This window comes from Rhodoferax sp. ZS1R8 (assembly GCF_056521325.1).
The window spans coordinates 531,315-549,070 of sequence record NZ_JBWMBA010000002.1; the positions used below are offsets into that span (position 1 = coordinate 531,315).

Consider the following 17,756-nt stretch of genomic DNA (forward strand, 5'->3'; position numbering starts at 1 on the left):
GCTTTATGACCACCACATGGGGTCTGCGCAGCCGGTTTGCAACGCCCCTGTTCACGTAGCGCGGGGCTAAGGCGATGTACCACGGCGAACGCTTCAACAGTATCAGCCATCTTGTCGGCGCAGGGCTGTCGGTATTGGGTGCTGTCTGCCTGGTCGTGCTGGCGGCGCAGCAAGGCGACCCTTGGAAGATCATCAGCTTCAGCATCTACGGCACGATGCTGGTGACCCTGTATGTGTTCAGCACGCTGTACCACAGCGTACGCGGGCGGGCCAAGGCGGTGCTGCAGAAGTTCGACCATTGCTCCATCTATTTGCTGATCGCCGGCAGTTACACGCCGTTTGCGCTGGTGTCACTGCGCGGCGTATTGGGCTGGTGGTTGCTGGGCGGCATATGGGCGCTGGCCTCGGTCGGCATCGTCCAGGAAATCTGGTTTGCCAAGGGCGCGCGCGTGCTGTCGCTGGTGATTTATCTGCTGATGGGCTGGTTGGCGCTGGTGGCCGTGGTGCCGCTATGGAATGCGCTCACCCCCCGCGGCTTTCTGTGGTTGGCCGCAGGGGGCGTGTTCTACACCGCCGGTATCTACTTCTATGTGGCTGACAGCCGCATACGGCACGGCCATGGCCTTTGGCACCTGTTTGTGCTGGGTGGCAGCATCTGCCACTTCTACACCGTGTTGGCCTTCGTGGCCTGATGGCTTACTGTTTCTTTTGAGCCGACGGCGGGCCGGGTAGGGCGTCTTTGCTGTTGTGGGGGCCACCATCCTTGGGCGCGTCCTTCGGGCGGCATGCGAGTGGCCGGCCTTCGGGCGCAAAACAACTGCCCTTGACCGCACCTCGGGGTGACGTGAAGTTGCAATCTTGCCCACTCTTCAATGCCTTGCACGCGTCCAGCGCTTCCTGCGGCGGCCCGCGGTGTTGCGGTGGCTGTTGCTGCTGCTGTTGGCCGCTATTCGACGGCGACGTGCCGGACGGCTGGGCACACAGCAGGCCGGATGCGAACACCATCGCGCACAACAGGCTGCTGTGTGCGATGGAATGCTTGGGTAGGGGACGCATGGTTTGACTCCTGAAGTTCGGGCAGCACCAGCTGGCCGATGGTGCATTGTGGGCCGCAAATGTGGAGAAAGAATGGAGACGCGCAACAGGGTTTAGGCACCCCGCGTAAGATGGGCCACTCGCACCCGACCAACGCCTTTTGAACGGAGAAATCCCATGACAGCCCCGACCAGCAACTCCCTGCAAACCATCACCCTGGGTGGGGGCTGCTTCTGGTGCACCGAGGCGGTGTACGTACAGGTCAGGGGCGTCGTCGATGTGGAGTCTGGCTACAGCAATGGCCGGGTGCGCCAGCCCAGCTATGAGGACGTGTGCACCGGCAACACCGGCCACAACGAGGTGGTCAAGCTGGTCTATGACACGGCCCAGATCAGCACGCGCGAGGTGCTGGAGATCTTCTTTGTGATCCACGACCCCACCACCCTGAACCGCCAGGGCAACGACAGTGGCACGCAATACCGCAGCGGCATCTACTTTTCGACACCCGAGCAACAGGCCGTGGCCAAAGAGGTGATTGCCGAGATGCAAGCTAGCGGCACCTATAGCAGGCCTATCGTGACCGAGGTGCTGCCCTTGGACAACTACTGGCCGGCTGAGGAATACCACCAAGACTTTTTTGCGCGCAACCCAAATCAGGGATATTGCATGGCGGTGGCGGCACCCAAAGTGGCCAAGTTTCGCAAGACCTTTGCGCGTCTGCAGAAGCCCTGAGCTTTTTGGCGGGCCCGCTCTGGCGGCAAGACCGACTGCCAAGCGACGAATAGCACGGGTTTTCGCTATTAGTTTGAGAGCCATGCACTCCCGATAAACGAGGCCCCTGTGCGAGAATTGGCCCCCATGAAGGTGGCGTACAAGGTTAAGGCATATGCGTGTGGGTTGCTCCTGCTGTGTACTGCCATCGGCAGCGCAGCGCTGACGCTGGGTCGGGCGCAAGGCGCCATCTTTGTCGGCAAGCCGCTGGATCTGCGGGTCCAGCTGCAGTTTGACGCCAGTGAAGACGTGCAGGCCGCCTGCATGGACGCAGAGGTCTTTTACGGCGACACGCCACTCGAAGCCGCCAGGGTTTCGGTAAGCCTGGAACCGGTCAGCGCCAAAGGGCCCACCGTGCGGGTGACGTCGCCGGTACTGATCAACGAGCCCATCGTGACGGTCAACTTCCGCGTCGGTTGCCAGCAAAAACTGTCCAAGCGCTACACCGTATTCCCTGAAGTCGCCAGCAATGTGGTGGAGCCGCCAGCCCCTCAGGCCACGCCGCGAAACACCACACCCGTCAACCTGCCGGCGGTCACCACAGCGCCGCAGCAGGCCGTGCCAACCCCTCGGGCCGAGCGCCCGCTGCGCAAACCCCGTCCAGAAAGTGCACCTTCGGCAGTGGCACCCGAGCGGCCTGCGGCCCGGCCGGTGCGCGCTGTGCCCGAGGTGGCGACCCCACCGTCCGCGGCCGCAGTGCGCGCCAAGCCGACTGCCAAGGCTGGCGGCAAGTCCCGCCTCAAGCTGGACCCGTTGGACCTGCTGATAGACCATGACCCTGTACTGCAGGCCACGACCGAGTTGCTGACCCCGCCGCAAGAGAATGTCGCCGCGCGCGCCGAGGCAGCAGCGCTGTGGCGCTCGCTGAACACCAGCCCCGAAGAACTGATGCAGCAAGAGGCCAAGGCCAAGGCTTTCGAGAAAGACCTGAAAGACTTGTACACCGTGACGGCCCAAAACCAGAAGGGTTTGATGGACCTGGTGGCCCAGGTTCAGCGCGCAGAATCGGAGCGCTATGCGAACGGGCTGGTCTACACGCTGGCGGGTCTGTGTGTGCTGGCCCTGGCGGCGCTGGTCTTGATGTGGTGGCGGGGCCGCACCGCGCGGCCAGCAAGTTGGCGGGATGGCCTGGACAGTGACGACAGCCTGCTGGCCGAATTGGTACAGGCTCCACCGGTCAGCCGTTCGCGCGCGCAGCGCCCGGTGGATGAACCTGCCGACCCAGCTGCGGTACCCGCTGCGCGCGACGTGACTTCTGCCTACGCTTTTGCCTCGGCCTCCACGTCTGGCATGGCCCCGCTGGACCTGGATCTGGATGCATTCGACGTGACGCCGACGGCACCCATACCGGTGGAGCACGTCCGTCCCTCGTTTGCCGATCTTGCAGCGCCCCGCGCCACCGTGCCCCGTCCGCCCACAGCATCCACCTCGAAGGCGGCACCGCTGGCTGGCGGCCGCGATTTTTCCATCAGCGTGGCTGGAGGCCTGCGCGCGATTGACTCCACCGAACTGCTGGACGTGCGCAAGCAAGCCAGCTTCTTCTTGTCATTGGGTGAGGTTCAAAGCGCGATTGATGTGCTGGTCAACCATATCGCGCAGGTAGGCGAGTCCAGCCCGCTGGTGTGCCTGGATCTGCTGAAGATCTACTACAAGGAAGGCCGCGAGCCGGAATACGAGGCGTTGCGCCACGAGTTCAACAACTGGTTTACCGGCCGCGTTCCCGCCATTGACGACTTCACGAACGAAGGCCGTTCACTGGAGAAGTACCCCAAGGTCATTGACCAGATTGTTGCGCTGTGGCCCGACCCACGCGTGCTGGAGTACATCGAAAATTGCATTTACCACCACTCCAGCGACGTCTACGAGCCAGACTTTGACCTGCTGGCGTACCGCGAGTTGCTGCTGTTGCACGGGGTGGCCAAGCGCATCGTGCGCCTGTCGGATGACGGCTCTGACAGCCATGCGGCTGGGCTGGTGCGTATCCCGGCGCGTGCGCCATCGGGCGACACCAGCATAGACGCGTCTGGCAATGGGGATGTGGCCCATCGGGTCGGTGCGCAACACCGCGGTGCGTGGAAACGCAACCCGGTGCCCACGCGCAAGCCCAAAGATCCCCAGGCAGACGTGGAAACCCGCGGTGCGCCGCTGGAAGACCCGACAACGGACTTCAATTTCCTGGATCTGCGCTAAGGGGCGGCCCGCTCGGCGCCGCGCTGCGGTCAGCGTACCGTGTTCCAGTTGGTATCGGGCGGCGCGTTGAGTTCCAGGTAGTTGAGCCGCTCCAGCAACGACAGAGCTTCGGATACCAGCGCAGGGTCGTCCGACTCCAACACCTCGGTGGCCAAATCCCGCGCCTCGGGCCACAACTCCAGCGCTGCCGATTCGTGTGCCAATGCCATCGTGATGGTGAAGTCGTAGGCCTTGGAGCCGGGCTCATGGGGGTTGTCCATGTGATCGGAATGTTGTTCGGGTCGCCCGTCCTCGGCTTCGACTTTCGCCTCCAGTTGGAGTTCGGGTTCCGGTTGCGCTTCTTTTTCTTTTTCTTCTTGCACTATGGGATCCAGAGTTGCTGCAGGTGGCTTGTCCATGGCGTATTCGGGTATGGCGTCGGCGGCGGCGCGCGCGGGTTCGGGCTTCATGCCGTAGTCCTCTAGCGTGAAGGACAGGTGGATATCTTCGGCCAGCGCATTGGCGTTGGTGCCCGGCAGTATTTCCCCCGGCTGGCGCCAGGGGTCCAAACCCAGATCCAGATCAAGGGGGTCGGGTTCGGGTTGGGCAGCGGCCGCGGGGGCCTCCTGCCTCTGCGGCACCGGCGCTTCCGGGGTCACAGCGCTGTCGTCCAGCCAGGCGTGGGCACTGGGTGGGGCGGGTTCGTCCAGGTCGAGGTCTAGATCCAGGTCGGCGTCCGGGTTGAGCGGCGCAAGGCCGCCTTCCTCGCGTTCCAGCAAATAGGCCCGTGCTTCGCGTTTTTCAGCCAGGGATTTGCGCACGCGAACGACTTCGGTTGCGGCAGCCTCCGAGTCAAAGGCCAGATTGGGGTCCTGCCGGGCAAAGGGGCTGGATGGATCGAAGGTCTGTGCCGTGTCACCCGACAAGGTGCTCGGGTCCCAGTGCAGCGCATCGCCGTGCGGGGCCCGGCTGGGTGGTTGGGTGCTATTGCCAGGGGCATACAGCATGGGGCCGCCCGTTTCGGACAGCGGCGCGCGTGCGCTGGTATGGGGCGCCTCCCGCGGCACGGCAGCGCGCGGCGCATCGATCCAGCGGGTGCGCGGCCGCTGCCACATGTACCACCAGGCCGCCACGCTGGCCAACAGCAGGGCAGAGCCCACGCCCAGCATGGCGCTGTTCACTGAGCTGAGGCCTGGCAGGTTGTCTGTGATGGTGGAGAAGGGGTCTACGGTGGTGCGCGTCTGTAACTGTTGCAGCGATTGCTGCGTGGCTTTCGCCTGCTGCTGCAGGCCTTTCAGCTCGGCCTCCATGCGGTCGAAATGGCTGGCCCCGGCCGCAGGCGGGTTCTGGGGCTGTGGGGTGGTCTCTGGCAGTGACGAAGTGGAGGGCAATTGGGTCTCACATGCGGGGAACGGGCTGCCCTGTGCAGACACGGCTCTCCAGGTTGCGGCGAATGATAGTGCATGCGCAGGCCAGGCCCCTAGCTCCTTGCCCCCACGGTCGCCCACTGCGTGTGGCTTCCTGCCCCCCAAAGGGGGCCGCGTTCTGCCTTGGGGCCGGCCCGGCGGCAGAACCTAGAATGCAGCCTTCCTTCTGCCGACCCCACCCAACGCCATGCCATCCACCGCCGACATCCGCATCCGCAGCGTGCGCCCGCTGATCTCACCGGCCATTCTGGAAGACGAACTGCCGCTGATGGAGGCCGGTGCCGCCGCCATCCACCAGGCCCGCCGCGATGTGGCCAAGGTCATTACCGGCCAGGACGACCGTCTGCTGGTGCTGGTGGGGCCGTGCTCGGTGCACGACCCGGCTTCGGCCCTTGACTACGCGCGCAGGCTGGCCCCGGTGGCCCAGGCCATGGCGCAAGACCTACTGGTCGTGATGCGCGTCTACTTCGAGAAGCCCCGTACCGTCGTCGGCTGGAAAGGGCTGATCAACGATCCCGGCCTGGACGGCAGCTTCCAGATCAACCGCGGCCTGCGCCTGGCGCGCAAGTTGCTGCTGGACATCACCGACATGGGCCTGCCGATCGCCACGGAATTTTTGGACACCACACTGGGCCAGTACTACGCCGACCTGATTTCCTGGGGTGCCATTGGCGCGCGCACCACCGAGAGCCAGATCCACCGCGAGCTGGCCTCGGGCTTGTCGATGCCGGTGGGCTTCAAGAACCGCACCGATGGTGACCTGCAGGTGGCGGTGGATGCCATCCTGTCAGCACGCCACCCGCATTGCTTCCCGTCACTGACGCACGAGGGCGCGCCCGCCGTGCTGACCACATCCGGCAACGAGCACACCCACCTCGTGCTGCGCGGCGGCAGCCGCAGCGGCCCCAACTTTGACGCCGCCCATGTGGCGGAGGCCGCGGCGCTGCTGCAAAAGGCAGGCGCACCGCAGGCCTTGCTGGTGGACTGCAGCCATGCCAACAGCAGCAAGCGGTTTGACCGCCAACCCGAGGTCGCGCGGGATGTGGCCGCGCAGGTGGCGGCTGGCCAGCAGGCCATCATCGGCGTCATGCTGGAGAGCCATCTGGTGGCCGGCACGCAGCCTGTGGTGTCGGGCCAGCCGCTGACCTACGGCCAGAGCATCACCGATGGCTGCCTGGCGTTTGACGACACGCTGCCGGTGCTGGAAAACCTGGCCCAGGCGGTGCGCAGCCGCCGGCTGCAGAACAAGTCGTCCTAGGGTTGCTATACATTTAGTAGCTGCTTACGCACGTTTGGCAAGGGCTACAGCCCGATTGCGCTTAAGGATTCGGCGCCAGGGCCGTACAGCCTAATCCCCCAAGCGGAATACCGACACCGCCCGTGCCAGCCGCTGCGCCTGCTCCTGCAGGCTGGCCGCTGCCGCGGCGGATTGCTCCACCAGCGCGGCGTTCTGTTGCGTCATTTGGTCCAGCTGGTTGACGGCAGTGTTGACCTCGCCAATGCCGTCAGATTGTTCGCTGGCTGCCGACGTGATCTCGCCAATCGTGTCGCTGACGCGCTGCACCGAGTTGACGATCTCGCCCATCGTGTTGCCGGCGTTTTGCACCAGCGTGGTACCCGACGCGACCTTGTCCACCGATGCACCGATCAGCGCCTTGATCTCCTTTGCAGCCTCGGCACTGCGGCCGGCGAGAGACCGAACCTCGCTGGCGACCACCGCAAAGCCACGGCCCTGTTCACCGGCGCGGGCTGCTTCCACCGCGGCGTTCAGCGCCAGGATATTGGTCTGGAACGCAATGCCGTCGATGACGCTGATGATGTCGGCAATCTTGCGCGCGCTTTGGTTGATGTCCTCCATGGTGCGGACCACCTGGCCGACCACGGCACCGCCGCGCGCGGCTACCTCGGCGGCGGAGGCAGCCAGCTGGTTGGCCTGGCGGGCCGAATCGGCGGACTGGCGCACCGTGGCCGTCAGCTCCTCCATGCTGGACGCGGTGCGCTGCAGGTTGCTGGCGGTCTGCTCGGTGCGCACGCTCAAGTCCTGGTTGCCGCTGGCTATCTCGGCGCTGGCCGTGCTTATGCTGTCCACCGCGGTGCGCACCTGCGACAGCGCGGTCTGGTAGCGCATGCGCATGCCTTCGACCTCGCGCACCAGGGCGCCGATCTCGTCGTTGCGTTCGGACTGGAACGATTGGGTCAGGTCCCCATCGGCCACCGCCTTGACCACCGTGGTCAGCTCACCCAGCGGCTGGCTCACAGTGCGCCGCACGGCGGCAAAAATGGCGGCCGCCAGCAGCACGGTGGCCAGCGCCATCAGCCCCCAGATCATCGCCATATTGCTGCGGTTGCGCGCGGTGGATTCGCTGTGCGAGACCTCGGCCACCACCCAGGCGTTGCTGCTCTTGACCTTGCGCACCAGTGCCCAGCGATCGGAGCCATTGGTCTGCAGCAGCGGTGCGGCCGTGTCAACGCGGCCATCCGGTGCAGCGGCCAGCGCCTCGACAAACGCGGTAGCCTGCGGCGAAACTTCGCTCAACTTTTTGCCACTGGCCGTGGGGTGGACCAGGAACACGGCATCGGCCGGTGCGCTGCGTGGTGCGATGACGTAGACCCCGCCGGTTTCAAAAAATTTGGCGTTGGCCACCTGCTGGTTCAGCTCGGTCTGCAGCGGTGTCAGGTCGCGCGATGCGGACAGGATGCCGATGAGCTTGCCCTCGGCGTTTTTCAGCGGCTCGTAGTGCGCCATATAGGGCTTGCCGAACAGCACTTCGCGGCCGGTGTAGGGCTGGCCAGCCAGCACGGCCTTGTAGGCGGGGTGGTCGCGGTCCAGCGGCGGGGCCAGCACGCGTTCACCATCGGTCTTCTTCAGCGATGTGGTGATGCGCACAAAGTCATCACCCTTTTTCGCAAACACGGTGCCCAGATTGCCCGTGTTGCCGGTGAAGGTGTCGACATCGCCAAAGTTGTTATTGACGGCGGCGCCATAGCTCTTGATCTCGCCAGTGGCCTCGTCCTGCGCCATCGTGGCTTCAAACGATTGCTGCAGCGTCTTGGCCGCGCGTTGCACCAAGTCGCGCTGCGCGTCGTCTGCGGCGTCCATGCTCTTGGCGATGCCTTCGATCTTGTCGGCCACCGATTCTTGTACCTGCTGGCGCGCGGTGCGCCCCGACACCACACTGATGGCCAGCGCCAGCAGCACGAGAATGGTGGCGATGATGCCCATTGCCAGCAGCGTCAGCTTGCGGGCAACCGATGGGGGCGTGGGCGTCTTGGCGGCAGCGTGGTTCATGCTCGCACTATTGCCGCTGGCGGCGGCAGCGTCAATACGCAATAAGCCAGTCAGCCAGTGCGCTTGCTGCAAGTGTGCAGAAGAGAAAGCGCAGCGCAGTGCTCAGTGTGAGGCTAGGGAATGTACCGAGCAAATGGCACGCTAATTGTCGCTATAAAGACATTTTGCTGTCATTCACCCGCGTAGCATCTGCATTCCCTGTCGATGCGCCCACCGTATGAAAACCACCATGACCCCATTCCCGCCCCGCTTCGCCAACACTCAGCAGGGGCAGCCAACGCGCCGCCGCATGTTGGGTGCGCTTGCCGCACTACCACTGGCGGCCAGCGGCGTGCCGGCTCGGGCGGACGACACCGGCCCGATCAAGATTGCGCAGTCCATCGCTCTGACGGGTCCCTTGGGCGAGTTGGGCCAGGCCATGCACCAGGGCGCCAAGGTCTGCTTTGCCGCTGTCAACGCCAAGGGCGGCGTCAACGGCCGCCCCATTGAGTTGGCCGTGGCCGACGATGGCTACGACGTCAAGCGCTCGTTGGCCAATGTCAACGGCTTCATAGAAGACCGCAGTAACTTTGCGTTGTTCAACTGCATGGGCACGCCGATGATCGAGGCTATGCTGCCCAAGGTTATCGAATCTGGCATACCGTTTTTTGCGCCGTTTTCGGGCGCTCTGTCAGTACGCCCCAAGAACGCACACAACGTGTTCAACATCCGCGCCAGCTACGCCGATGAGGCCGAGCAACTGGTGCAGCATTTGGCCACGGTGGGGATCAAACGCATTGCCATCGTTTACCAGAACAATTCATTTGGTAAGGAAGTGTTCACGGCCACGCAACAGGCCATGTCGCACTACAAGCTCGAATCCGTTGCAACGGTGACGGTGGAGAGCGACGCGTCCGATGCCGCGGCAGCAGCAAAGAAGATTGCCGCACAGGCGCCTGAAGCCGTGCTGGTGGGCCTGGCTGGCAAGCCGACCATTACCTTTGTCAAAGCCGTGCGGCAAGAGCGCAAGGGCCTGCAGTTGTACGCACTATCCATCATGGGTGCAGCGGCCACCATTGCCACGTTGGGTGGGGACGCCACGGGCATGACGATCTCGCAGATCGTGCCATTGCCCAGCAATATGTCGCGTCCTGTAGTGCGTGACTTTCAGCTTGCTTGGAAGGCGGCCAATGTAGCGCTGGAGCCTTCACACCTGGCACTAGAGGGCTACATCAACGCGCGCGTGTTCGCCGAGGCCCTGCGCCGCGCCGGTCGCAACCCTACACGCAGCAGTTTCATTGAGGCTGCATGGAGTACCAAGAACTTGGACCTCGGTGGTTTTGCGGTGAATTTCAACGAGTCCGCGATGAACGCATCGCGCTTCGTCGAGCTGACCATGGTGTCCAGCAGCGGGCGTTTTATCCGCTGATTCCCGGAGCGTGTAAAGCGCCCCGTTGAGCCATCCAATGGGGCGGTGCGTTGTCCATCGCACAGACCCATTTTCCCTCTGGAACTACCGTTGCAGTCAGTCCGAACGTGCCACTCAGGCATTCAGGGTTCAGGGCTGTTTCGCAACGCAAATCCAACGCAAGAGGAAATGAAAATGGCAAACAAAAATCAGCAACGTGGCGGGCAGAATCAGGATAGCAACTACCAAGGCTCGCAGATGGGCGGCTCGGGTCAGGGCGGCGGCCGCGACCAGCAGTCTGCCTACCAGGGTGACCAGGGGCAGTTAGGCGGCCACTATGGTGGCGACACCAACTACGAAGGCGGCCAGCAACATGGCAACCTCGAATTCGGCCAAACGTATGGCAACTACGGTTTGTCCCGCGACGCCGGCTTCAACCCACGCGAAACCAATGCCAACCAAGGCTCTTCGCAAAGTTATGGCGGTGCTATGGGCTACCAGGACGGCCTGCAAGGCGGCCAGCAGGGTGGTTCGTCAAGCGGCTTCGGTCAAGGCAACCAGGGTGGTCAAGGTCAAGGGGGCTTCGGCCAAGGTGGTTTTGGCCAAGGCCAGGGTGGTTACAGTCAAGGACAGCGCGATTTTGGCCAAAGTAGCCAAGGCAGTCATGGTCAGGGCGGCCACAGCCAGAGCGGTTTCGGCCAAGGCCAAGGCGGCCAGGAGAGCGGCTCCGGTCAACACCACGACCCGCACTACCACCAATGGCGTAACGAGCAAATTCGCGGCCTGGACGAGGACTACAAGGCATGGCGCGACGAACGCTACAGCAATTTCTCCAACGAGTTTGGTGAATGGCGCAAGAACCGTAGCAAGCAGTCCGGTAGCGGCGCTCAAGGTCCCCAAGGTTCGCAGGGCGCGCAAGCTTCTCAAAGCTCGCAGGTATCCCATGGCTCCCAAGGGTCTCCGGGTTTGCATGGAACCTCCGGCTCGCAGGGTTCGCAGGAATCCGATTCGTCAACTGGGGCAAGCCATGGTGTGCCGAGCGCCAGTGGTAGCACCGGCACCGCGTCCAAGAGCAAGTAAGCGCAACTGATCGAGCCCCCGGGTATACACCCATGCGCGCAGTGCCGACGTCGCTGCGTCCGCAAACGTTTCCTACGCCTGGGGTGCTCGTCACCCGATTGGGTAAAGCATGAAAGCTGCCGCACAGCCCGCGCAAAAGAGTAGCGCAACCACACTCGCAAGACGGGCCGTTCGTGCGGTGGAAGATGCCCTGCAGCCCTACAAAGCCAAATTCAACGGCGCTGCGGCTAACGGGCGAATCGTTGACCTCGCATCGGACGGTGCTCCCGCAAAAAGCTTTGCTGCAGCGCCCCTCAAGGCTACCCCGACCGCCGTCGTCGCGTCGGTGGTGTCGCAGGTGCGGGGTGTGAGACCCTCCTTGGTCGTAGCCACGCAACCGGCGTCACCCCCGGTGTTCAAGCCGCAGTTGGCCGTGCTGGTAGACGAGGCGCCTGAAGATGAAGCCCAGTGGATTTACGAGATCAAGTACGACGGCTACCGTCTGCTGACGCGCGTGGACGATGACGGCACAGTGCAGATGTTCAGCCGAACGGGTAGGGACTGGTCACACAAACTTACTGCGCTAGGGCAAGAACTGCAGCGGATGCAGTTGCCATCCGGTTGGTACGACGGCGAAATCGTTGTGCACAACGCCCGCACCGGCCGCCCCGATTTCGCCGCGCTGCAAAACAGCCTTGACCGCGCACACAGCGCCAACATTGTTTTGCACCTGTTTGATCTACCGTATTTTGATGGCAAGGATTTGCGCCAGCAGCCGCTACATGTGCGCCGCGTGGTCCTTGAAAAATGCCTGCAGAAAGCCCCAACCTCTGTGCAGGTAGGCTTTAGCCAGGCCCTGGATGCCGACGCCGGCAGCCTGATGGCCTCGGTCTCCAAGCTCGGGCTTGAGGGCATCATGGGCAAGCGCAGGGATTCTCCTTATGTGTCCCAGCGATCGCGGGACTGGATCAAACTCAAGTGCCTCCAGCGCCAGGAATTTGTCATTGGGGGCTACTCGAACCCGAAGGGGTCACGTAAAGATGTGGGCACCTTGCTGCTCGGTGTTTTTGATAGCGCGGGCGGCTTGCACTACGCTGGAAAAGTGGGGGCCGGGTTTGATGCCAGGAGCCTGCGCGACGTTGCCGCCAAGCTCAAACCCCTTGCCTTGCGCAAGTGCCCCTTTGTGGACGGTGCAGATATTGAGGGCGTGGCGCATTGGGTCAAGCCCGATCTGGTTGCCGAAGTGAATTTTCATGCGTGGACGCAGGCCGGGCGCATTCGCCAGGCTGTGTTCCGCGGCCTGCGCACCGACAAGCCGGCCTGCGCTATCGTGCGCGAAACTGCCGCAGCTGCAACGACAACGCGTGCAGCCGTCAATTCCACGAAGAACAGCAAGACCATGGCTGCCATGCCCCGCATAACCCATGCAGAGCGCGTCGTCGATGCCGCATCCGGTGTGACCAAGGGTGATCTGGTGGACTACTACCGGCAGGTTACCGATCTGCTCTTGGTGGACCTGCAGGACCGGCCGGCAGCCGTGCTGCGGGCGCCCGCCGGCCTGGACGGCGACAAGTTTTTCCAAAAACATCCCGGTGTGGGTGCGGGGCTGGGTATCGATGCCTTACCGGTTGATGGCGCTGCGTCGACGTACGCCATGCTGCAGATTAATGGCGCGCAGGGTGTGATGGCGGCAGCGCAGTGGAATGTTGTTGAGTTCCATACCTCCAACGCATCGCGGCGCGCGCTGCTACTGCCTGACCGCATGGTATTTGATCTGGACCCGGGTGAGGGCGTGCAGTGGGGGCAGATACAGGAGGCTGCAGCGCTGGTTCGTGTGTTTTTGGCGCAACTGGATCTACCTTCTTTTCTGAAGACCAGCGGCGGCAAGGGCCTGCATGTCGTTGTGCCGCTGCGCCGCCTGCACGACTGGGCCACAGTCAAGGACGTGTCGCAGGCCATCGTGCGGCACATCAGCGCGCAAATTCCCCAGCGCTTTGTTGCCAAGAGCGGCGCGCTTAACCGCGTGGGAAAGATATTCATCGACTATTTGCGCAATGGCGAAGGGGCCACCACGGTTAGTGCATGGTCGGCCCGAGCCCGCAGCGGTATGGGCATTTCGGTCCCAGTGGCCTGGGACGAACTGGAGCAATTGCGTGGTGGCGACCATTGGACGGTGCGGACCGCCGCTGAGCGGCTACCGGTGGGCAACACCCCGTGGGATGGCTACGCCAAGGCTGCCCGCAGCCTCACGTTGGCCATGCAGAAACTGGGCTACAAACCTGTCGGCCAAGCCGGCCCTGTTGTTGAAAGGATCGCATAAACATGCCACGTACTATCTGGAAGGGCGCCATCAGCTTTGGCTTGGTCCACGTGCCCGTGGCCTTGTACCCGGCATCACAGGAGGTGAGCGTGGATTTCGATTGGCTGGACCAGCGATCGATGGACCCGGTAGGCTACCAGCGTATCAACAAGCGCACTGGCAAGGCGATCACGAAGGAGAACGTCGTCAAGGGCGTAAAGCTCGATGACGGCCAGTACATCGTGTTGAGCGATGACGAGATCAAGGCCGCTTTTCCCAAGAGCACGCAGACCATTGCGATCGAGGCCTTTGTGCAGGCCTCGGAGATTGATTTTGTGCTGCTGGAGCGGCCCTACTACCTGGAGCCCATGGGCAAGGCACAGCGCGTGTATGCGCTGCTGCGCGAGGCCATGCGTGACGCTGGCGTGCTGGGCATTGCGCGTCTGGTCATGCACAGCAAAGAACATTTGGCGCTGCTGATCGCCACCGACACGGCGCTGATGCTGAACACAATACGCTGGTCTACCGAGCTGCGCAGCGCGGATGACTTGGCACTGCCACCTGCCGGCAAATCGGCCAACGAGTTAAAACCGGGCGAGCTCAAAATGGCGGGCCAGCTTATCGCAGAGATGACAGCGCCCTGGAAGAGCGAAATCTATGCTGACACCTTTGCCAAGGCGATAGAAGAGCTGGTGGAGCAAAAGGCAAGCGCTGGTAAGGCGCAGCAGGTCACGCCGTTGGAGTCGTCGGGAGATGAAGCCAAAGCGACGAATGTCGTGGATCTGACGGAGCTGCTGGCCAAGAGCCTGCAAGGTCGGAAGCAGTCCAATGCAGAGGCAGCACCAAAGCCAGTTCGCGCCAAGGCAGTTGCCAAAACCCCGGCTGCCAAAAGCAAACGGGCGTAATGCGCTTCTACAGTTGAGCAGAGGGCAGTACGCCCGCGGCAGCTTAGCCGGTGACCAGGGCGGACGTGTCGACCCTCTTCATGCCCTTGACTTTCTCGGCAATCGTCTTGACCAGATCAACGTTGTCTTTGTTGGGCAAGGCCACACGAACTTTTCGACCCCAACGGGTGACGGGGTGTACAGCTACATCTGCCGGAAGAGGTGCAGGTAGCTGCGGCTGATGGGCAACTGCTCGGTCCGCCCTTTGAGGCTCAGATTGGCAGTCTCGTTGGCGCCGCTTTGGACGTGGCTCACTTGACCCAGGTTGACGATGATGCTGCGGTGTACCTGCACAAATTTTTCGCCATCGAGCTCGTCAGCCAACTCTTTGATGGTCTTGCGTATCAAGGCTTCTCCGGCGGACCACACCACGAGCGTGTATTTGGTGTCGGAGCGAAAGTACACGACCTCATCCACAGGAATCATGCGCACACTGTTGCCGACCGATGCCTTGATGAAATTGAGCTGCGCTTGCGGCGTGGTTTGCGCCTTCAACTGCTGCGCGATCGTTTGCAAAATGGTATCGAAGTCAGGGGGTGTCGCCGCGGGGGGGTGGGCCAGACGCTCTTTGAGGCGTTGTACGGTATCGGCCAGGCGGGCTTCATCCAGCGGTTTGACCACGTAGTCAATGGCACCTTGTCTGAACGCATCCACCGCATAGTTCTCGAAGGCAGTGACAAATACCAGCTGTGTGCGGCGCCCAATGCAGCGCGCGGCCTCCACCCCATTCATGCCAGGCATATGCACATCCAGAAAAACGATGTCCGGATGGTGTTCGTTAAACAGTTCCACGGCTTCTCGCCCATTGCGGGCTTGGGCCACTACCGTGAGTTCCGGCCACAACCGCGCAAGTTGCGCAACCAGGCGATCGCGCAGCAAGGGTTCATCGTCAGCGACGAGGGCGGTTATGGAATTCATACAGGCGATGTGGGCGTAAAGCGCAAATCTACACGCAAACCTCCCGCTGGCGGTTCCGTGAATTCAAGCTGCGAGCCGGGGCCGAAGAACGCGGCCAGGCGTTGGCGCAAATTCGACAAGCCTGTCCCGGGCTCGGATGTTTCCTGCATGCCTGCACCCGTGTCAGCAACCCACACATTGACAACGCCAGAAGACTGGTCGCGGGATGCGCCGATTGTCACCTCGCCACCATCTTCACTCGGGTCTACGCCGTGGCGAATGGCGTTCTCCACCAATGTGAGCAAGGCCATGGTCGGAAACCGCAGCGCCAGCACCTCGTCATCCAACGTGAACCGGTAGCGCAGGCGGTCCGGCATACGCATGGCCATCAGCTCCAGGTAAGACTGCACCAGCCTAACTTCGTCACCCAAGGTAGCGGCTGCTTTCTGCAGCTGCGGCATGGTTGCACGCAGGTAGGCAATCAAGGCCCTGAAAACCGGCGCGGCCTGTGGTGAACCTGTCTCAACCAGTTCTTGCACGTTGGCTAAAGTGTTGAACAGGAAGTGCGGCTCAATCTGCGCCTGCAACAGGGCGAGCCTGGCGTCCGACGTTTGCCGTTCAAGCTGTTCTGCAGCCAGCGCAAGGTCGAGCGCCTGCGAACGGTTGCGGGCGTCACGCTCCCGCACCATGGCTCCCAACGCCATGGGTATCCCGATAGCGATGCAGGCGAAGGTGATGATAAAGAAGCCGGATACCCTGGCGGGTGCAGCAAAGAAACTCTGCAGACCGCCGCTGGTAAACCAGTACAGCAGGAACGTGACAAACGGCGCCGCGACGAACATTGCGATGAGTTGCATGACCCACTTCGGTACGCCGCGGCCGTGCCATTGGTCCGCCCACAGATAAGAGAGCAGCAAAGCCATCGCAATGGGTAGCGACCGGGTTAGCAGCGTTGACAGTGGCGTCTCAAACACAGGGCTGACGATCAATGTGCCAATAGTCGCAGCGAACAGCGTGGCTGCGACCCGCCGTACGGTCAACTGTGCCAACACGGTTTTCAATACACCATGGGATACAGGGGTTGGGTTGGGTGTTTGGGTCATGCCTTGAAGATAACGACCGACCCAGCCAGGGTCAAGGAAACCCGCCTGTCCGAATGACGGGCAGCGGTTTTGTGGGGTTGAATGGCGGTGGTCGCCCCAACCTTCAGTCCTTACCCCATCGCCAGGCGGGTGGCTCGCCTTTCAAATAGCACACTCCAACCAAAATGGCTGAAAGCGCGCCGACATACAAGGGGAACACCAGCGTGTGGGGATTGGGCGGGATGAGGACGATGCCCAATGCGAGTAAAACCCCGAACGCCCCGAGCACTGCCCAGCCTTGCCATGCGGTCGGCATGCCCCAGCCCCAACCATAGCGTTTGGCGGGGAACCAGTATTTGGAAGGTGATTTGCCCATAGAGACTCCCATTGCCCCCGCTTGCCGGTTGGCTGCACGTGTGGCAGCCCATATGTGGTCGCGGTCGGGCTTGAATTGTTGGTGTGGATAGAAACTTACACCAAGTGCGCAGCAGTGGCAAGCCGCCTGCTGATAGGCCCTCCAATGGAGACTGCTCACATTCACGATAATGGGGCCTGTCTTCTGCCAGTTGATGTTTGAACTCACCACCGTATGCTGTTTTTGCTCTCGCCCGCCAAGTCCCTGGACTACGAAACCCCCATTGACCCCCCGCAGCCCCACACGGCCCCGCTGTTCGTCAAGCAATCCAAAGAGCTGATTACGCTGTTGCGCACGCAGTCGCCGCTGCAGATTGGCGAACTGATGTCGCTCAGCGACACGTTATCGGCGCTGAATGTGGCGCGTTACCAGGCTTGGTCGACCCGGGCCACGCCTAAGAACGCGCGCCAGGCCGTGCTGGCCTTTGATGGCGATGTGTACGGCGGGCTGGATGCGCGCAGTCTCAGCAATGAGGACCTGGCTTGGTCGCAAGAGCATATATGCATCCTGAGCGGGCTGTACGGTGTGCTGCGCCCGCTGGACCTGATGCAGCCCTACCGGCTGGAGATGGGCACGCGCCTGGCCAATGCCAAGGGGCGCGACCTCTACCGCTTCTGGGGCACGCAAATTGCCGACTACCTGAACACACGCCTGCGCGCCGATATCAGCCCCGTGGTGATCAACCTGGCGTCGCAGGAGTATTTCAAGGCGGTGGACACGAAAGCGTTGAAGGCCCGGGTGGTCGAATGCGTTTTTGAGGACTACAAGAATGGCCAGTACAAGATCATCAGCTTCTTTGCCAAGCGTGCGCGTGGCCTGATGGCGCGCTACGCCGTCACGCACCAGCTGCTCACGCCCGAGCAGCTGCGCGCCTTCAAAGTCGATGGCTACGCCTGGAGCGCAGCCCAGTCCACACCCGAACGCATGGTGTTCCGCCGCAAGGTATCTAGCTAATCGGGCTGTAGCCCTCGTCAATACTCAT

The 17,756-nt window shown here is 62.5% G+C and carries 15 protein-coding genes; 9 read left to right on the top strand and 6 right to left on the bottom strand.

Annotated features, from left to right (window positions below):
- The first annotated feature begins 74 nt into the window (after nucleotides 1-74).
- A complete protein-coding gene (trhA, locus tag AC097P_RS08525; protein ID WP_479609963.1) occupies nucleotides 75-692 on the top strand; it encodes a PAQR family membrane homeostasis protein TrhA in 618 nt (205 codons plus the stop codon).
- Nucleotides 693-696: 4 nt separating this feature from the next.
- Here the strand turns inward: trhA and AC097P_RS08530 are convergent, their stop codons facing one another.
- Nucleotides 697-1,056: a hypothetical protein gene (locus tag AC097P_RS08530; RefSeq protein WP_479609964.1), complete on the bottom strand. Its 360-nt coding sequence runs from the start codon at nucleotides 1,054-1,056 to the stop codon at nucleotides 697-699.
- Between the two features lie 156 nt (nucleotides 1,057-1,212).
- Between AC097P_RS08530 and msrA the strand changes: the two genes are divergently transcribed.
- Together msrA and AC097P_RS08540 are read left to right on the top strand one after the other, a co-directional pair.
- Nucleotides 1,213-1,767: a peptide-methionine (S)-S-oxide reductase MsrA gene (gene msrA / locus AC097P_RS08535; protein ID WP_479609965.1), complete on the top strand. Its 555-nt coding sequence runs from the start codon at nucleotides 1,213-1,215 to the stop codon at nucleotides 1,765-1,767.
- A 126-nt stretch (nucleotides 1,768-1,893) separates the two neighbouring features.
- Entirely contained in the window at nucleotides 1,894-3,996 is a 2,103-nt protein-coding gene (locus tag AC097P_RS08540) for a type IV pilus assembly protein FimV (RefSeq protein WP_479609966.1), read from the top strand.
- Between the two features lie 29 nt (nucleotides 3,997-4,025).
- Here the strand turns inward: AC097P_RS08540 and AC097P_RS08545 are convergent, their stop codons facing one another.
- Nucleotides 4,026-5,408 carry a hypothetical protein gene (locus AC097P_RS08545; protein WP_479609967.1) on the bottom strand — a complete coding sequence of 461 codons (1,383 nt, stop codon included), beginning with the start codon at nucleotides 5,406-5,408 and terminating at the stop codon, nucleotides 4,026-4,028.
- Nucleotides 5,409-5,589: 181 nt separating this feature from the next.
- On the opposite strand from AC097P_RS08545, the gene AC097P_RS08550 reads away from it, so the two are divergent.
- The gene (locus AC097P_RS08550; RefSeq protein ID WP_479609968.1) at nucleotides 5,590-6,660 is read left to right on the top strand and encodes a 3-deoxy-7-phosphoheptulonate synthase; all 1,071 of its coding nucleotides are present in this window, start codon (nucleotides 5,590-5,592) and stop codon (nucleotides 6,658-6,660) included.
- A 90-nt stretch (nucleotides 6,661-6,750) separates the two neighbouring features.
- Here AC097P_RS08550 and AC097P_RS08555 read toward each other — a convergent pair whose 3' ends face one another.
- Nucleotides 6,751-8,691, bottom strand: coding sequence for a methyl-accepting chemotaxis protein (locus tag AC097P_RS08555; protein ID WP_479609969.1), 1,941 nt, complete (start codon nucleotides 8,689-8,691; stop codon nucleotides 6,751-6,753).
- Between the two features lie 229 nt (nucleotides 8,692-8,920).
- Here AC097P_RS08555 and AC097P_RS08560 point away from each other — a divergent pair, with 229 nt between their 5' ends.
- The 4 genes from AC097P_RS08560 to ku all read left to right on the top strand — a co-directional run bounded on the left by AC097P_RS08560 (nucleotide 8,921) and on the right by ku (nucleotide 14,341).
- Complete coding sequence (locus tag AC097P_RS08560) at nucleotides 8,921-10,099, top strand: ABC transporter substrate-binding protein (RefSeq protein ID WP_479609970.1); 1,179 nt, start codon at nucleotides 8,921-8,923, stop codon at nucleotides 10,097-10,099.
- A 174-nt stretch (nucleotides 10,100-10,273) separates the two neighbouring features.
- A complete protein-coding gene (locus tag AC097P_RS08565; RefSeq protein WP_479609971.1) occupies nucleotides 10,274-11,158 on the top strand; it encodes a hypothetical protein in 885 nt (294 codons plus the stop codon).
- A 109-nt stretch (nucleotides 11,159-11,267) separates the two neighbouring features.
- Nucleotides 11,268-13,457 carry a DNA ligase D gene (gene ligD, locus AC097P_RS08570; protein ID WP_479609972.1) on the top strand — a complete coding sequence of 730 codons (2,190 nt, stop codon included), beginning with the start codon at nucleotides 11,268-11,270 and terminating at the stop codon, nucleotides 13,455-13,457.
- Between the two features lie 2 nt (nucleotides 13,458-13,459).
- Nucleotides 13,460-14,341, top strand: coding sequence for a non-homologous end joining protein Ku (ku, locus tag AC097P_RS08575; RefSeq protein WP_479609973.1), 882 nt, complete (start codon nucleotides 13,460-13,462; stop codon nucleotides 14,339-14,341).
- 183 nt (nucleotides 14,342-14,524) lie between these two features.
- On the opposite strand, the gene AC097P_RS08580 is transcribed toward ku, so the two are convergent.
- From AC097P_RS08580 to AC097P_RS08590, 3 genes are all read right to left on the bottom strand, one after another.
- Entirely contained in the window at nucleotides 14,525-15,298 is a 774-nt protein-coding gene (locus tag AC097P_RS08580) for a LytR/AlgR family response regulator transcription factor (RefSeq protein ID WP_479609974.1), read from the bottom strand.
- Complete coding sequence (locus tag AC097P_RS08585) at nucleotides 15,295-16,380, bottom strand: sensor histidine kinase (protein WP_479609975.1); 1,086 nt, start codon at nucleotides 16,378-16,380, stop codon at nucleotides 15,295-15,297. Before AC097P_RS08585 ends, AC097P_RS08580 begins: the two co-directional genes overlap by 4 nt.
- A 103-nt stretch (nucleotides 16,381-16,483) precedes the next feature.
- Nucleotides 16,484-16,942, bottom strand: coding sequence for a hypothetical protein (locus AC097P_RS08590; RefSeq protein ID WP_479609976.1), 459 nt, complete (start codon nucleotides 16,940-16,942; stop codon nucleotides 16,484-16,486).
- Between the two features lie 6 nt (nucleotides 16,943-16,948).
- Between AC097P_RS08590 and yaaA the strand changes: the two genes are divergently transcribed.
- Nucleotides 16,949-17,728, top strand: a complete 780-nt coding sequence (gene yaaA / locus AC097P_RS08595; protein WP_479609977.1) for a peroxide stress protein YaaA — start codon at nucleotides 16,949-16,951, stop codon at nucleotides 17,726-17,728.
- The last annotated feature ends 28 nt before the right edge of the window (nucleotides 17,729-17,756 follow it).